14 protein-coding genes are annotated in these 16,935 nt (G+C 60.2%); 4 read left to right on the forward strand and 10 right to left on the reverse strand.

The window, feature by feature from the left end:
* Positions 1-288 precede the first annotated feature (288 nt).
* The 4 genes from R8871_RS08725 to R8871_RS08740 all read right to left on the reverse strand — a co-directional run bounded on the left by R8871_RS08725 (position 289) and on the right by R8871_RS08740 (position 4,438).
* Positions 289-873: a YceI family protein gene (locus R8871_RS08725; protein WP_175050069.1), complete on the reverse strand. Its 585-nt coding sequence runs from the start codon at positions 871-873 to the stop codon at positions 289-291.
* Between the two features lie 36 nt (positions 874-909).
* The gene (locus tag R8871_RS08730) at positions 910-1,425 is read right to left on the reverse strand and encodes a YceI family protein (protein WP_246287544.1); all 516 of its coding nucleotides are present in this window, start codon (positions 1,423-1,425) and stop codon (positions 910-912) included.
* 94 nt (positions 1,426-1,519) lie between these two features.
* A complete protein-coding gene (locus tag R8871_RS08735) occupies positions 1,520-2,671 on the reverse strand; it encodes a porin (RefSeq protein ID WP_175050070.1) in 1,152 nt (383 codons plus the stop codon).
* A 117-nt stretch (positions 2,672-2,788) separates the two neighbouring features.
* Positions 2,789-4,438, reverse strand: a complete 1,650-nt coding sequence (locus tag R8871_RS08740; protein ID WP_175050071.1) for an FAD-dependent monooxygenase — start codon at positions 4,436-4,438, stop codon at positions 2,789-2,791.
* A 367-nt stretch (positions 4,439-4,805) separates the two neighbouring features.
* Between R8871_RS08740 and R8871_RS08745 the strand changes: the two genes are divergently transcribed.
* The 3 genes from R8871_RS08745 to R8871_RS08755 all read left to right on the forward strand — a co-directional run bounded on the left by R8871_RS08745 (position 4,806) and on the right by R8871_RS08755 (position 6,780).
* Positions 4,806-5,192, forward strand: a complete 387-nt coding sequence (locus R8871_RS08745; RefSeq protein WP_407673141.1) for a MarR family winged helix-turn-helix transcriptional regulator — start codon at positions 4,806-4,808, stop codon at positions 5,190-5,192.
* A 114-nt stretch (positions 5,193-5,306) separates the two neighbouring features.
* Positions 5,307-5,876 carry a TetR/AcrR family transcriptional regulator gene (locus R8871_RS08750; protein ID WP_175050072.1) on the forward strand — a complete coding sequence of 190 codons (570 nt, stop codon included), beginning with the start codon at positions 5,307-5,309 and terminating at the stop codon, positions 5,874-5,876.
* Between the two features lie 58 nt (positions 5,877-5,934).
* Complete coding sequence (locus R8871_RS08755) at positions 5,935-6,780, forward strand: SDR family NAD(P)-dependent oxidoreductase (protein WP_175050073.1); 846 nt, start codon at positions 5,935-5,937, stop codon at positions 6,778-6,780.
* Between the two features lie 70 nt (positions 6,781-6,850).
* Here R8871_RS08755 and R8871_RS08760 read toward each other — a convergent pair whose 3' ends face one another.
* On the reverse strand, positions 6,851-7,180 hold the full coding sequence (locus tag R8871_RS08760; protein WP_175050074.1) for a 4Fe-4S dicluster domain-containing protein: 330 nt from the start codon (positions 7,178-7,180) through the stop codon (positions 6,851-6,853).
* Positions 7,177-8,835 (reverse strand): FAD-dependent oxidoreductase, encoded by a 1,659-nt coding sequence (locus tag R8871_RS08765; protein WP_175050075.1) that lies wholly within the window; start codon positions 8,833-8,835, stop codon positions 7,177-7,179. The genes R8871_RS08760 and R8871_RS08765 overlap by 4 nt, the downstream gene beginning before the upstream one ends.
* A gap of 216 nt (positions 8,836-9,051) precedes the next feature.
* Between R8871_RS08765 and R8871_RS08770 the strand changes: the two genes are divergently transcribed.
* A complete protein-coding gene (locus R8871_RS08770; protein WP_175050076.1) occupies positions 9,052-9,897 on the forward strand; it encodes a Crp/Fnr family transcriptional regulator in 846 nt (281 codons plus the stop codon).
* Between the two features lie 149 nt (positions 9,898-10,046).
* Here the strand turns inward: R8871_RS08770 and R8871_RS08775 are convergent, their stop codons facing one another.
* From R8871_RS08775 to katG, 4 genes are all read right to left on the reverse strand, one after another.
* Positions 10,047-11,420: an MFS transporter gene (locus R8871_RS08775; RefSeq protein WP_246287499.1), complete on the reverse strand. Its 1,374-nt coding sequence runs from the start codon at positions 11,418-11,420 to the stop codon at positions 10,047-10,049.
* A 119-nt stretch (positions 11,421-11,539) separates the two neighbouring features.
* On the reverse strand, positions 11,540-13,084 hold the full coding sequence (locus tag R8871_RS08780) for a benzaldehyde dehydrogenase (RefSeq protein ID WP_322789510.1): 1,545 nt from the start codon (positions 13,082-13,084) through the stop codon (positions 11,540-11,542).
* The gene (locus R8871_RS08785; protein WP_175050077.1) at positions 13,044-14,015 is read right to left on the reverse strand and encodes an amidohydrolase family protein; all 972 of its coding nucleotides are present in this window, start codon (positions 14,013-14,015) and stop codon (positions 13,044-13,046) included. The genes R8871_RS08780 and R8871_RS08785 overlap by 41 nt, the downstream gene beginning before the upstream one ends.
* A 430-nt stretch (positions 14,016-14,445) precedes the next feature.
* Positions 14,446-16,695 carry a catalase/peroxidase HPI gene (gene katG / locus R8871_RS08790; RefSeq protein ID WP_175050078.1) on the reverse strand — a complete coding sequence of 750 codons (2,250 nt, stop codon included), beginning with the start codon at positions 16,693-16,695 and terminating at the stop codon, positions 14,446-14,448.
* Positions 16,696-16,935 lie beyond the last annotated feature (240 nt).

Here is a 16,935-nt window from a genome sequence, read left to right on the forward strand (position 1 = left end):
GGTTGGTCTGCCTCGGTCTCCCGGGTCTGCCTGGATGTGCGGGTTCGCCGTGCCGATCAGGAAATCACCCTGCGCTCAATCACTTGGCGGGTTTGACCAGGACTTGTCCACAAGGATATGAACATTTTCTGTGGATAACCTGCGCAGTGCGATCCGGCGAGACGCTGGATCGCTATCACGGTCCGCGTTGGAAGGCGGCCACGTCAATGCAAAGAACCGCGGGCATCACCACGGCCAGACGACTCAAATGGTGAGCGATGGCTTGACAATTGTGCCGGGGATGCCGCCTTATTGCTTGATCCCTTCAGCCTGGATGTGCAGCACCGTTTGCATCCTGAAGCCGTATGTCTTGCCCATGTCAACGCCAAAATCCGACCGGTCGAAACTCCCAGTCGATTCCGTACCGCACACTTCGCGTTTGAGCAGCGGGTTCTGGAAGCACTTGAACGATTCGATCTTCAGATTCAGCGGTTTCGTCACACCGTGCAGTGTCAACTCGCCGATCACTTCGACCGGCACATCGCCCTTGAACGTCATCGACGTGCCCCTATAGACAGCGGTCGGGAATTGAGTGGCGTCGAAGAACTTCGAGCTCTTCAACGCCGTATCCAGCGTATCGTTGCCGATATCCACCGACGTCATGTCGATAGTCGCCTCCAGCGTGCCGGTTCTGGCTTCGCGATCGATCGTCACCTTGCCGCTGCTCTTATTGAACTTGCCGCGCCAGATCGAGACGCCGCCGAAGTGATCGGCTTCAAAGCTCGGATACGTGTGCGTCGGATCCAGTTGATACGTCGTCTCCGCGGCCTTTGCACAAAACGATGTTCCGGCTGCCAGAGCGGTGATCGCTACGGTCAAAAGTTGCTTCTTCATTGCGATTCTCCAGGGAGTTCTGAGCGGTTTTGCTGTTTATTTTTTAGCTTCGACAATGTGAAACCTGATCAACACTTCATCGGCGACCACCGAAGTGTCTTTCCATTCGCCTGAGCCGATGTCGAACTGGCTACGCTTGATCGGCAAGATGCCGTCGAATGTTTGCGTCGCACTCTGCTGCGTGACGGTGACCGGCACCGTCACGTTCTCCGACTTGCTCTTGATGGTTAGCTTGCCGCTGACCTTGAACTGGTTTCCGCCGGCCGGCGCAATAGAGTTCGAGACGAATGTGGCATTGGGAAACTGAGCTGAGTCGAACCAGTCTTTGCCGCGCACCTGCTGGTTATAGCTTGGGTCGCCGAGATCGTAGCTGGCGGTGTCGATGGTCAGTTGCGCGCTTCCCGCAGTCGGCCTGGCCGAATCGAAGACGATCTGCGCAGTGAACTTCCTGAATGTCCCGTCGACAGGCACGTTCATCTGCTTCGACGTGGCAATCACTGTGCTTTTCGACGTATCGATCTGCGCATGCGCAACACCCAGAAACGGCGACATGGCGGCCACAGCGACCAATATCAATTGACGAGGCCGGAGTCTCATGTAGAACATGTTGTTATCCTAACGATATAGTCGAATGAAAAAGCGACAGTTAGAACAGGTGTCGAATACCCACCATCGCACCGGTTTGACCCACGCCCGGCAATGGCGTCGAAGCAGGCGGAACCACACCACCGTCAATCGAGAACGCCGCGTTGCGCTGGTTGAACACATGCCCTGCCGTGACGTACACCGAAGTGCCCTTGGAGAGGAAGTACATCGCGCGCGCGGCGATCACGGAGCCCCCCGCGTCATTGCTGTTCACCGTGATATGGCCGAACTGTGCGTCGAGCGAAATATATGGAACGGGCAAGTAGGATCCACCGACCCACCAATAGTTGCTGATCGCGTCGAAGATTTTCGGCGTCTGCACGCCGTGATTGATCCGGTGCTGGAATCCCGCGCCGAAAGTCGAGTTGCCAAATTTCACGTAGCCATCGATGAGGGCGCGTGTATCGGTTTGCGAGCTAAGTGGCAAGGGCGAGCCGGTGCCGCCCCCACCGTAGTTGCGGTCGAAGGCCGCCGCCGCGCCCCATCTCCCGGCGTCATATTTCAGCATGGCAGACATGGACTTGCAGGCCCGCCAGTCAGTCGGCGATTGGCCGGCGCACCCTCCGGCCGCCGCGCTATCCGCCACGTCGCGTCCCAGTGAATAGGTCGCGCCCACGGTCAGTCCCGATGACGTGAAGCTATAGGCGATCGAATTATCAACGCGTGGCTGAGTCAGGTAGGGGTCAAGATCGGCGGCGGCAAAGATATTCGGAGCCAGCGTGTCGCCCGTTAATGTCGCCCAAAAGATCTGCGAATACTGCCGCCCGAGGGTCAACGTCCCCCACCGCCCCGCGAGCCCGACATAAGCCTGTCTGCCAAACAGACGCCCCCCTTGATTCAGCGTGCCCTGTCCTGGAGCAAATCCGGACTCCAATACAAAAACCGCGCTCAGCCCGCCACCCAGATCCTCTTTGCCACGGATGCCCCACAGCGATGGTAGCGAGGCTGTGAGAGACGGAATGTGCACTGAGCTGGATTTTTTAGCACCGACGTTCGTCACATATTCAACGCCGGTATCGATGATCCCATACAGGGTGACAGAGCTCTGCGCATACGACACGCCCGACGCACTTGCCGCAAGCAACGGGACCGTCCACCAAAACAGCCGGCGCCATGAATGGCCACCTCCGGCCCGATTCAACCGTACGCTCATTTTCTTGTCTCCAATGTTGTTGAAATCTCAAGACGACGGCGCCCCTGCGCCGTCGCGCGTCGAACCTTCTACGTAGTGCTGACCGATATTGATCTGCTTTCGACTCAGCCGGCTCGATCAGCCGCTACTGATCAAACTCAATGCGCGGTTTGCGTTGCCATGTCCTGTCACTTTCGCGGCGAGATCATCGACGGCCCGTGGAAGTCGGTCGCCCCGCCACGCGATATGCATGTCGGGCCGCACGAGGATCAGGTCGCGCTCATAGACGGTGCGAAGCCGAGAATCCGCGAGCACGAGCACGTCGAGCGGCGCGCCGAGCATTTCGAACGCGGCGAGAAGCGGGCTGGCATCATGCCCACTCGCGACGTCGATCAACGTGTAGCGCTCCGACCGTAGCCGGTCCTGGATGGCGCTTGCGTTGGTGAGCCACATATGGGGAAGCCGCGCGCCCGGCCACGTCGTGGGAAGATAGGCACGCAGATCGTGCTGCGGCCCTCCCGGTACATTGTCGATAATGGGCGAATCCACATAGCGATAGCCCAGTTCCGCGCCGATCATCTCGTTCGATTTGCGTTGCTCCACGTTCGCCACAACGGCCAGGTGGGCGCGAGCGGTCTCCCCTGCGGGCGTATCGTCTCCGATCTCCGGGCGCACCTCCGCCAACCAGGCGCGATATCCAAGCGACGCGTAACGCGATGCGCCGACAACCCGCTCGCCAATCTGGCGCCGCTCGGTTTCATAGGACGCCAGCAACATCGGGCCGCCCCACCCCTGCAGCGTGGCGGCCAGCTTCCAGGCAAGATCGGTGGCATCGCCAACGCCGGTGTTCATGCCGAGGCCGCCCGTAGGAATCACGAGGTGAACCGCATCGCCTGCGAGAAACACCCGTCCCTTTCCATAACGTTCGGCTAGCAGCAGATTCTGCCGCCATTCCGCGCAATACAGCATCTCGTAGGGCAAGGCAACGCCGATGATCCGCTCGAACATCCGTCGCATCTCGTCGTCGCTCTCGACGGCGGAATGGACTGTCCAATGTCGTGTGGAATCCTGCATGATCATGAACGTAGGAGGTCCGCCCGCCACCAGGTAGTGCCGCCCACGGCTCGGTCCGTCGCCTATCGGAAGCCGCTCGTAGAGCTGCTCGCAATAGAACAGGCCCTGTCTCAGTCGCGCAATGTCGCCCTCGCCCTCCAGACGGATGCCTAGTTGCTTACGTACTTGGCTCCCGCCACCATCGCAGCCCACGAGGTAAGCGGCCTTCAAGGTTCTCCTCGCGCCGTCGGCGGCATTGACCGCCACCAGAACGCCGTCGTCCTGCTCGGTGAATTCCAGAAACGTCGTACCCCGCATCACCGTAACCGCCGGCAATTGCTCGGCCACTTCAAGAAGAAGCGGCTCCAGTGTGTACTGCGAGATGAGCTGATAGGGTTCGAGCGGAAGGCTGCCGTCGTGGCTCTCGTGCGTGAGCGCGCGAGCCTCCGCCACCGACGGATAAGGTAAGCGCAGAATCGCAGGCTCAGTCATGGAACGGATGATCTGGATGTCCATGGGGACGTCTTCGGGCATGCCTGCGGCCCGGATGCATTCCGCGAGATCAAGCCGCCGGAAGATCTCCATGGTCCGCGCGTTGCAGCGCTCCATTTTCGGCAGAAACTGCGGCTCAGCCTTTTGCTCGACGAGCACACACGCTATGCCGCGCTTGCCAAGGTCGATCGCAAGTGTCAGTCCTACCGGGCCGGCTCCGACAATGATGACTTGAGTTTCCAAATCCGATCTCCGTTCGTATAGATCATCACCGTAATTGTTATTTTTATTAGCAATGCAAACTAAATGATTGAAATACCATTTCTGAGTCTTTCATATCCAGGCAGGCTCGATCGATCCGACTTCTCCCTAACGCCTGCCCCGGTTCAGCGCATGACGCGTCGCTCACTCAGAAAGAGACGGGTTATCCGAATTCACCCGGATAACATTTATTTGATTTTTCAAGTACATTTGAGGTGGAGTATAGTTGATTTTTCAAATATACGTACCCATGTAAACCCGCAACCCACCGATGACCATGAAGACACCGAAGCGACCACAAGAACTCGAACAGGCGATTCCGTTCCTGCTGACACGTGCCGGAGGCCGGATGGGAAACGCATTCGCGAAGGCACTGAAACCGTTCGGCTTGAACCTCAGCGAGTGGCGAGTCTGCGCCTCGCTGCTGTACGTTCCGCACCAGACCTTGTCTGAATTGTCGGTGCATGCGACGTCGGATATTTCCGCGCTGTCCAGGATCATTGATCGTCTTGAGAGCCAGGAACTGGTCAAGCGCGAGAAGAGCACGACGGACGGTCGATCAATCAGGATTGCTCTGACAAGCAAGGGCGACGAACTGGCGCTGCGCATCGTCCCGGTCGCGAAGCAACATGAGTCGGTGATACTGAGCGGTTTTACGGCAAACGACGTTCAGGTGCTTCGCGCCATGCTGCTCAAGGTGTACGAAAACGCCGGCGCGCTCGATGATCTTGTTTGACCCGACCCGTTCGCGGCTGAACTGCCATTCTTCGCCCCGTCTTCCGATCGGCATTCATGTCAGAAAGCAGTTATAATTGAGCGCGTAATCACTCTATTTGTCTTCAGACATCCGATGGCACGTCCTTTGAGTCCGGAAAAACGCGGCGCCCTGCTGCTGTCCGCAACGCAGACCGTTGCTGAGCAGGGCGTGCTGGCCACCACGGCGGGCATCGCCAAGCGCGCCGGCGTGGCCGAAGGCACCCTGTTCACCTACTTCGAGAACAAGGACGCGCTGTTCCAGGAACTCTACCTGCACCTGAAACAGGATCTGGCGCGATCCGTGATGCCGGACTATCCACACGATGCAGGCTACCGGCAACGCATGCAGCACGTCTTCGAGCGCTATGTGAATTGGGGACTGGCCCATGCGGCTGGGCGCTTCGCTCTCTCGCGGCTTTCGGCTTCCGGGCACATACTCGACGACACACGGGCACAGGGGATGGGACCGTTTCTGGCGATATCCCAGATGATGGAAGACGCCGTGCGCGATGGCGTGCTGGTTGACGCTTCGATCGCATTTCTTTCGTCCATAATCGAGCACATCGCCGACACGACGATCGAGTACGTCGACAAGCATCCCGAGAGCGCCGAACGTCACCTGCAACTCGGCTTTCATGTCGCCTGGCGGGCAATCACAGTTTAAAAATTTTCGTTCATTATTGAGCGCGTACGCGCTCATTACTTGTAAGGAGAACGGCATCATGTCAAATCAGAAGTGGTTCATTACCGGCGCGTCCGGCGGTCTCGGGCTTGCCCTCACGGAAAAAGTACTGGCCCAGGGGCATCCTGTGGTTGCAGCTGTGCGCCGTGTCGAAGCGATGCAGGCGCTGAAGCAGGCCTATCCGGATCTGCTCCAGGTGGAGTCGGTCGACCTGGCCGATCACGAACAGGTTCGGGCCGCCGCGGCGCGTCATCCCGATGTCGATGTGGTCGTCAACAACGCGGGCGGCGCCGTGATCGGCGCGATGGAGGAAATGAGCGATGCGGATATCGAGCAGCAGATCGCGCTGAATCTGCTGGCGCCCATCCACGTCACGCGCGCCTTCCTCGGCGCGTTGCGCGCAAAGAAGCGCGGCACGTTCATCCACGTCACCAGCGTCGGCGGACGTGCGGCTTTCCCGGGAGGCGCGCTGTATCACGCTGCGAAGTTCGGCCTGGAAGGTTTTGCCGAAGCGGTCAGTCAGGAAATCGCCGAGTTCGGTATCAAGACCATCATCATCGAACCGGGCTCCATGAAGACCGACTTCGTGGCCAACATCCGCTGGACCACAGAACTCGATGAATACAAGGACAGCGCAGTTGGCAAACTGCGCCGCTGGATCGCGGAAAACGGCGACGCATACGCTTCGGGCGACCCCGTGAAAATGGCCGACGCCATCTATGCGGTCAGCCAGATGTCGGAGCCGCCGCTGCGCACCGTCCTCGGCGGAGATGCTTATTCCGTGCTGGAAACCGGCTACACCGGGAGTCTGGCCGCGCTGCAGGCGCAAAAGAACATCGCAGAGTCGGTGATGTTCGAGGGTAAGACCGGCTTCGTGCCCGAGTGAGCGGCGCAGCTACTCCTTCGACGAGAGGTACGGCCTCTCGTCGAAGCTATGACATTGCTACGGTCGTCCATCAACGGGTAGGTGTCAGCAGTGCGTAGCTTGCGTCAAGTGCGGCGGTCGAAGTGCGCCCTGGACCCCAGCCGAGTGCTTCGCGGTAGCTGCCGAGCTGTGCACCGTGCGGAAGACGTGCTTCGTCCACCACAACGGCGGCATCGGCCTGCGGTGCGACGAACAAGGCATCCGCGGGACAGTACAGCTCGCACATGAAGCAGGTCTGACAGTCGCTCTGCCTCGCGATCCGCGGAATGCCCCCTTCCACCGCCTCGAACACATTCGTGGGACACGCGCGGACGCAGATGTTGCATCCCGTGCAGCGCGATTCGCTCAAAATTTCGATCATGCATGGGCTCCATGATGTTCAGCCGGCACCAATCCGGTATCTAGCTCCTTCCTGCGGACCCATACGTCGTCGAGGCCTCCGCTGATCAATCTGTGACGCTGCCCTGCATCGATCGACTTGTATTCCGCGCGCCGATGCATGCCGCGCGTCTCGGTACGTACCTGCGCGCTGCGATACATCCAGCGCGCGGTCGCAACCATCGCCGCCGCCTCTCGCGCGCGCACGGCCTCGTGCGCACCGCGTGCCGGTGCGCTGGTGCGCAAGCTCGCCCACAGTGCGTCGAGGCGGCTCAGCGAGTCGTCCAGCAGGTCCCCGCTGCGCGTCCAGTTACGCTCATAAGGAAACACCTCGCCTTGCACAGCCTGCACGACGCTCGCGCTGTCAAAAGGCACGTTGTGCGACGTGTCGCGCAAGCCGACATCGCCCGCGCAATAGAGTCTGCCGATGCCGATGCCGATGCCGGCGCGACGCTTCGCGAGCGCGTGGTCGGCCGCACCGGCGCCCGCCCAGAAACCCGACGACATCGCCCATGCAGCGTTATGGCTGCCACCGCCGGTGAACCCGCCACAAATCATCTCGCGAGTCGCGGCGTCGCCTGACGCATAGAGACCCTCCACCGACGTCGAACAATCGCGGCCCGTAACATGCAGGCCACCGGTTCCGCGAACCGTCCCCTCCAATCTGAGCGTTACCGGGAAGTGCTGGGTGAAGGGATCGATGCCCAGCCGGTCGAAGGGCACAAAGAAGTTCGGTTGCGCCGTGCGCATCCACACGCGAACCTGTTCGTCGGTTCGATCGAGACACGCGAATACGCGGCGCGTCTGCAGCTCACGCGCGATGACGCTGCGCCCGAATGCCGAGCCCGCTCCCTCGAGCTTAACGCCCTGTTCGTCGTAGAACGTCGCCCATTTGTAGAACAGAGATTTGGTGACCGAAGCGAATGCGGGACCGAGCCCATAGGCATTCGAGAACTCCATGCCGGACATCTCCGCGCCCACCTCGGCGGCCATCAGGTGGCCGTCGCCAGTCAGCACATTGCAGCCGAGCGCGCGGCTCTGAAACGCACAGCCGCCCGTTGCAATCACCACGGCCTTCGCGCGCACGACCCACATTTCCCCGCTCTGGCGCTGCACGCCGCGCGCGCCGGCAACCGCGCCGCCCCCATCCACGAGTAATTCGAGGGCTGGGCTGTGATCGAGGATGCATGCCCCGCTCTCCTTCACGCGCTTGCGCATGAGCCGCATGTAATCCGGCCCCTGCAGCGATGTGCGCTGCTCCTCGCCGTTTTCGTCGACGGGAAACGGATAGCCCCATTCTGCAAGTTGATGGACGTTCACCCAGGTTTGCTCAAGCACACGATCCATCCAGTCGTGTTCCGCAAGCTGGCCTCCCAGATCAAAACGGCTCTGTTTCGCCCGCTCGCGCGTATCGCCCTGCGGCGAGACATACCAGATCGCGGTGCCTGACGGCGCCGTCGCGCCTGACGTTCCGCAGAAACCCTTGTCCGCGAGCACGACCTTCGCCCCTCTCGCTGCAGCGCTAATCGCAGCCCAGGTGCCGGCCGGACCACCACCGATGACCAGCACATCGACATCATGACGCGTAGCTGCGGTTGCATCGTCCAGCGCGCCGCCGCTCACAATCGGTTGACTCATATAAATCTTCTCCCGTTAGGGCGAGATCCAGTTGGCTCGCGTTCCATCGCTCCGCCCGCTGCCTGCCGGCGGCTCACAAGAAAAACGTTCTTAAAGCGGCCGTGCATCCATGCCGCGATACGCGTTTATCGTTTATCGTTAATCGCCCGAGACATTTCGTTCGCACACCTCGCGTTTATCGATACTCGACTCAAACACCTCGAACCGGACTGCCGCATGCAAGCTCCACCCCGAAACCTTTCCCCTGTCGACCGCGCTGAAGATATTTCCGCGAAAGCAGCGACAAATCTGCCATTGCAGTCGAGCGGCCGCGATCTGTCACGTAAGCAGCGGGAGATCATATGGACTGCATTCCGTAACCATGAGGCCCTGCGCGCGTGGCCGGAATCCGTCCTCGATGCTCTTGTCGAAGCTGGTTATCTGCGCACGTATGCCGATGGCGAGCTGATTTATCTCGCCAACGATCCCTGCACCGATATCCACATCATTCTTTCCGGCATGCTCGAATGGGGATGGCCAAGCACCCAGGGCATCCGGGCCGTCGAGACGTTCATCCCGCCAGGCGAGCTGGCCAATCTCACCGCCGTGATGACAGATCAGCGCTCCATTCACAACCAGCGGGCGCGCGGACTTACCCGGCTCTTTCACATTCCCGCCGATGCGCTAAACGCCACACTTGAACGCGAACCGACCCTCACTGCAAGCCTGCTCCGGCTACTTGCCACACGTGCACGCCACCTTCACGACTGCCTTGGAAATCTTGGTTTGATGTCGTTTCGCGCGCGCCTCGCAGGCCATTTACTCGCACTCGGCAAACGCTACGGCCACACCGATAACGATGGCGTGACGCTCGGCATCCGTTTGTCGCAGGAAGATCTGGCTGCGCTGCTCATGGCCTCACGCCAGCACGTCAACAAGGAACTACGCTGGTTCATAGACCGGCAACTCGTTCGTATCCGGTACGGGCGAATCACCCTGGTAGATACCGCCGAACTCGAATCCATTGTCAGGCAGCCACCCGCCCATTCGAATGAACCGCTCGAGCCGCACCGCCCGGTTTGAGCGGGCGCACCCGATCGTTACCGGTACGATCTGTCGCCGTCGTATTCGAATGACGACAGGGTCATTATCCAGGCTGACTGATTGGATAATCTGTCGTTGACACGACAGTGCTTTGCTGTTTTTCTTTTATCTAAATCTGCTGCAGCCCACTAACACTCAACGCAATCGATCCGATTTCTCGCCGAAGCACGGCTAAGGAAAACAATCATCAGACACGATGCCAACGCGGGCACCGCAGCCGCGACAAACAACGCGGTATTCGACCATTGCAGCCTGATCAGTTGTCCGGCTACCACCGGACCGATGATTGAACCCGCCCGGCCGATACCCAGACTCCAGCCGACCCCGGTGGCCCGCAACGAAGTTGGATAGAGCGTCGCGGTCAACGCGTTGACCGCCGGCTGCCCGCCAACGATGCAGATTCCGCTTATCAGCACGACGGCATAGCGCAACCCCGTTGATAGATCGGGCAGACCAACAGATGCCACCGAAAACGTCGCCACCAGAAAGCTGAGCGCCAAGACACGATAGAAGCCGAAACGGTCCATCAGCGGGCCCAGTAGCAGCGCCCCCGCCGTACCGCCGATCTGCAATGAGGTGCCGATGAGTACAGCCGTCGCCACGCCATGGCCAACTCGCAAGGAAAGCATCGGAAGCCAGTTCGACAGGAAAAAGAGGTCAAGCAGATTCGCGAAGTTGATCCCCCATAGCAACAACGTCATCGTGCCGCGGCCATGGCGGAACAGCTCGCCAACGGAGGCCTTCGTTTGCGGCTGCCCGCGAACGGCAAAGCGGGTCCCCGGCGTAAGCTGGACGTTCGGCGCGATTCGCCCAAGCCACTTAGCCACCCTTTCCAGGCGGCGCTGTTTGACCACCAGCAGTTGAAGCGATTCCGGCAGATACCTGGCCATCGGGACGGCAATGAGCAACGGCAATACGCCCCCAACGAAGAACACCGACCTCCAGCCCATCGATGGAAGCAAGGCAGCGCAGAGAAGTCCTCCGGCAATTGCCCCACCCGTGAAGCCACACGAGACCCAGGTCATCAGCGATGCCCGATATTTCTGCGGACTGTATTCGCTGACCAGCGCGATAGCGTTACCCATCACGCCGCCAATACCGAAACCGGTCAGGAAACGAAGGACAAGAAATTCCGGCACACTCTGAACCAGGGTGGTACCGAGCATGCATAGCCCATAGAAAACAGTCGCGCCGATAAGCACCGGCCGACGCCCCGCGCGATCGGCCATGGCGCCGAGAACGATGGAGCCCGCGAGCATCCCCAGCAAGCCGGCGCCGAAAATCGGACCGAGCTCGGCCGGGCTGATGCCCCAGGCACGGACAATCGCAGGTGCGACAAAACCCATTGTCTGCACGTCGAATCCATCCATCACCACTGAGCAACCGATCATCACCATGATCCATTTCTGGAAGGTGCTCAGTGGCTGGCTATCGATCAACGCGCCAATGTCGACGATCGAAGCAGGCGCCTCTTCGACTCGCTGCGCAGTATCCGGGGTCACTCTTCACCTCGCTCCGTTTGCGCATGAAATCGTGCGCTAATGGGTCATTTCTGTCTTCTCGTCGCTGCCGGGCGACGCGGATCAGTACGCGTACACGGCGAGCCCGGCGCAACAGCTTTCTAGAAGGGATAAGCCGGAAGTTCGTCGCGGCTCGTCACCCACTGCCATTCCGTGAACTGGTCGATGTTGGTCAGGGTGCTGTAGTTATGCCCGTTGCCGGACAAACCGAGACCGCCCATCGGACCAAACACCTCGTGCATGACCGTCTGATCATTGATGTGAACGATGCCGGCATGCAGCCGGTCCGCAATCCGTTGGGCGCGACGCAAATCGGAAGAAGCCACTGCCGCCACCAGGCCATAGCGATTCTGATTGGCGAGCGTTACCGCTTCGTCATCGTTCCTGAACACCGTCACCGCGGCGACGGGACCGAAAATCTCTTCCTCGAACGCAGGCATCCCCGGCGCGACGTCTACCAGGACAGTCGGGTTAAAAAACAGCCCGTCGCGCGTCCCACCGGCGAGAAGCTTCGCGCCCTTGCTCACAGACTCGGCAACGATGCGATCGACGTTTTCGGCCTGCCGTTCATTGATGATGGGGCCGAGATGGACATTGCCCTTGAAAGGGTCGCCAACCGATAACGCCTTGGTTCGCCTCACGAGGCTTTCAATGTAGGCGTCCGCAATGCGTTCATGAACGAGATGCCGGCCCGCCGACATGCAAACTTGCCCCTGATGCAAAAACGATCCCCACGCCCCTGCGCTCGCCGCTGCGTCGACATTGACATCATCAAGCACGATGTAGGGATTCTTGCCGCCGAGTTCGAGGCTCGTTCGCTTGAGCAAGCCGCCTGCTACGGCGCCGATCGCTTGCCCTACTCGCGTGGATCCCGTGAAGCTGATCATGTTAACAAGAGGATCCCGAACCAGCGCGTCACCGGTTTCCGCCGCGCCAGGAAGAACATGGAACAGCCCCTCGGGCAGCCCCGCCGCCTCGAATAGCCGCGCATACAGGACGCCGCCGCTAACCGGCGATTGAGGGTCGGGCTTGAGTAGCACTGCATTGCCGGTGGCCAGTGCCGGAGCGATGGCTCGCGCCGCCAGAATGAACGGCGAATTCCACGGCGTAATGACGCCGACCACACCCATGGGAATTCTGCGCGCTACGCTATGGCGCTCCTTAACGTCGCTTGTCGTGATCATCCCGGTTGGCTGGCTGCCCAAAGCCGCGGCCTCGAGAATCTCGCGTATCGCCAGCTTCACCTCCAGTTGTCCCTTAGGCCGTATCGACCCGGTCTCGCGGACAATCTGAACGGCAATCTCCTCTTTGTGAACCTCCAGCAAACGGGCGACTTCGCGCAACACATCCCCTCGCTGAGGCCCGGGTGTCGCGGCCCAGGCGCGTTGCGCGTCAGTCGCGATCGCGGCGGCGGCGGACACATCGGCAGCCGATGCACAACCAATCGAGCCCAATTCCACGCCGGTCGCCTTCTCGGTCACCGGGATCGTACCTCCGCCTCCGGTCTTCCATCCGCCGCTATAGATTTTGTTACGCCACACATCTGCTGGTGCCAACGCTGGTGTCAATTGAGTCACGGACATTCGATTTCTCCTATTCCTCGCATCATTCAAGACCGAACAAACGCTGTGCGTTTTCCCGTCCAATCTTCACGCGATCCGTTTCGCTGATCGAGCATGTGTCGAACCATTGGGACGCCTCGTCGTGCGTTTCGAACGGATAGTCGACCGAGTACATGATCCGGTCGCTGCCCATTTCCAGCATCGTGGACAGCAGCGTCTGGGTTCTGAAATTCCCGCTCGTCGTGACGTAGACATTCTCCCTGAGGTATTCGCCCACGCTACGCTTGCAGGGCAATCCACGTGGCGCCTTTTGAAGAATGTGGTCGACGCGCCAGATGTTGAACGGGATCCCCTCGCCGAGATGGCCAAGAATCATCTGCAACTCAGGATTGCGGTCGAAGAGGCCGGACGTCATCAGCCGCAGCGCGTGAGTACTCGTCTCAACCGCGAACGCCCAGGTCGCGGCGGTCAGCCACGGGAAACCATCGTAGATCGGTTCGCGGGACGGCAACGGATCGCGAGGATGCATATAGAACGGCTTGCCGAGCGCCGCCGCGCTCGCCCAGAAATCGGTGTACTGCGGGGCATCGTAGTACACGACATTTTCCGCATCGCCCACCTGGGAAAAGCCACTCACCATGAAGCCATGGAATCCGAGATCCTTCACGCTTCGCTCGAGTTCACGCGCCGCTGCTTCGGGGTCCTGCATAGGCAATGCAGCAAATCCACCCAAACGGGTCGGATGACGCGCAACATGTTCTGCGAGGACATCATTGGCCCGTCGCGCGACATCGATCGCCTGCTTGATGTCCGGGATACCCTGGATGCCGGGCGAGTTGAGCGACAGGATTGAATACTCGGTTCCGCCCTGCTCCATCCGCTCGAGTCGCTGCTGCTCGATGTCCATCAGATTGGACTTCAGCATTTCCCAAACGGGCGCAGGCGCATAAATTTTCGACTGATCGATAGTGAGGTCTATCGCAAAGTGTTCCTCAAGTGCAATCTTGTTTCTCATTGATCTGCTCCAATTCAAGGCATCGCAACCTCATCTGCAAAGGAAGGATGAGGTGCATCACACGGGTTTGTCCCAGAGGCTAATTTATTTGATTTTTCAACTATGTTGCGACTGAGTGTACTTGATTTTTCAAGTATGTGCGCACCGCGTAAACCCTGAATCGACGGACTGACACCCGCACGCGATCCACGGTCGAGCCGCAGACCAAAGTGGGTCGCTACGAAGCCTAAGGAAGGGGAAGGACGACCATGCAGGCTGATGCAATGACGCGGATGCTCGAGTCACTCAAGCTGCACGGTATGGCGTGGACGCAAAAAAAACGGCGCGGCTCCGATATATTCGGAGTCGCACCGCGACATGCAGAATTACCTTCGCAAACTGAGGCAAGGCTCCGTCAGGATTGCAACTCTGACGGGACCCGCACACCCGCTCAGGCGAGGTCGAAGCGATCGAGGTTCATCACCTTGACCCACGCAGCGACAAAGTCGCGAACGAATTTGGCCTGCCCGTCCTCGCTTGCATAGACTTCGGACAGCGCCCGCAACACAGCGTGCGAACCAAACACCAGATCGACACGGCTACCGGTCCACTTCACCTCACCGGTTTTGCGGTCGCGCCCTTCGAACACGTCCCGGGAAACCGGTTTCCATTCCGTACCCATGTCGAGCAGGTTGACGAAAAAGTCGTTGGTCAACGTTTCCGGCCGCTTGGTGAAGACACCATGCGAATCCTGCCCGCTCTGGACCTTCAGGGCACGCAAGCCGCCGATGAGCGCGGTCATCTCGGGTGCGGTCAGAGTCAGCAATTGCGCCTTGTCGATCAGCAACGCTTCAGCCGGAACACTGTACTTGCCCTTCAGATAGTTACGGAAACCATCGGCAACGGGCTCAAGCGCTCCGACGGATTCCACGTCGGTCTGATCCTGCGACGCGTCCGCGCGTCCCGGCGTAAACGCCACTGTCACCTGATGGCCGCCGTTTTTCGCAGCCTGCTCGATGCCGGCGCTACCGGCCAGCACGATCAGGTCGGCCAGCGACACCTTCTTGCCGGACTGTGCGCCGTTGAACTCGCTCTGGATCCCTTCGAGGACCTTCAGTACCTTCGCCAGCTGCTCGGGCTGGTTGACCGCCCAGTCTTTCTGCGGAGCGAGGCGAATGCGCGCACCGTTGGCGCCGCCGCGCTTGTCCGAGCCGCGGAAGGTGGATGCCGACGCCCACGCTGTCGACACCAGTTGCGAAACGGACAGCCCTGACGCCAGAATCTTCTGCTTGAGCGACGCGACGTCCTGATCGTTGACCAGTGCGTGGTCGACCGCCGGAATCGGGTCCTGCCAGATCAGTTCTTCAGCAGGCACTTCTGGTCCAAGATAGCGGACGCGCGGCCCCATGTCGCGGTGAGTGAGCTTGAACCATGCACGGGCGAAGGCATCGGAGAGCTGGTCTGGATTCGCCAGGAAACGCCGCGAAATCTTCTCGTAGGCGGGATCGAAGCGCAGCGAGAGGTCGGTGGTGAGCATCGTCGGCCGCTGCTTCTTCGAGGCATCGAAAGCGTGCGGAATCGTTTCACCGGCATCCTTGGCGACCCACTGGTTGGCGCCGGCGGGGCTCTTGGTCAGTTCCCATTCGTACTTGAACAGGTTCTCGAAGAATCCGTTGCCCCACTTCGTCGGCGTGGTGGTCCAGGTGACTTCCAGTCCGCTGGAGATCGCGTCGGCGCCCTTGCCGGTGCCAAAGCTGCTCTTCCAGCCCAGCCCCTGGTTCTCGAGGTCGGCGGCCTCGGGTACCGGACCCACATTGTCGGCAGGACCGGCGCCGTGCGTCTTGCCAAAGCTGTGGCCACCGGCGATCAGCGCGACCGTTTCCTCGTCGTTCATGGCCATGCGAGCGAAGGTCTCACGGATGTCATGTGCCGCGGCGAGCGGGTCAGGATTGCCGTCGGGACCTTCCGGGTTGACATAGATCAGGCCCATCTGCACCGCGCCCAGCGGGTTTTCCAGGTTGCGTCCGTTGTCGTCGCGGCTGACTTCGCTGCCGTGCAGTGCTGGATCGGCCACGATCACGCCTTCGCCCTCATTGCCGGCAGCGCCCTTGCCATAACGGACATCGCCGCCCAGCCAGGTCTTTTCGTTGCCCCAGTAGACGTCCAGGTCCGGCTCCCAGGTGTCGGCGCGACCGCCACCAAAGCCGAAGGTCTTGAAACCCATGGTTTCGAGCGCGACGTTGCCGGTCAGGATCAGCAGATCGGCCCAGGAAATTTTCTGGCCGTATTTCTGTTTGATCGGCCACAGCAGGCGACGAGCCTTATCGAGGCTGACGTTGTCCGGCCAGCTGTTGAGCGGCGCGAAACGCTGCTGGCCGCGCCCGGCGCCGCCGCGGCCGTCGCCGATGCGGTACGTGCCGGCACTGTGCCAGGCCATGCGGATGAAGAATGGACCATAGTGGCCGAAGTCTGCCGGCCACCATTCCTGCGAGTCGGTCATCAGTGCCGCAAGATCCTTCTTCACCGCGGCCAGATCGAGGCTCTTGAACGCCTCGGCATAGTTGAAGCCGCTGTCCAGCGGGTCCGACTTGCTGGAGTGCTGGCTAAGCAGATCCACCCGCAGCTGCTTTGGCCACCAGTCACGGTTCGTCGTGCCACCGCCGGCAGCATGATTGAACGGGCACTTTGCTTCGTTTGACATGCACTATCTCCTTGGGGAATGTACCCACTACCAGTTCTTCCACGGCGTCTGGTTTCTACGGTGCATCGCCGAACCAGCGCCGTCGGGCGGTCGGGGAATCACATGATGGACTCTTTTTGATGTACTGGCACTGTCACCCGACGCGCATAGTCTTTGTCCGATGATGGACGTCACAGCTTGTGTTGGACCAGGATTGGTCCGCGTCGGCAGGCCTACTGCACATAAAAATATATGTGAGAG

Source organism: Paraburkholderia sediminicola (genome assembly GCF_902859805.1).
Taxonomy (GTDB): Bacteria; Pseudomonadota; Gammaproteobacteria; order Burkholderiales; family Burkholderiaceae; genus Paraburkholderia; species Paraburkholderia sediminicola.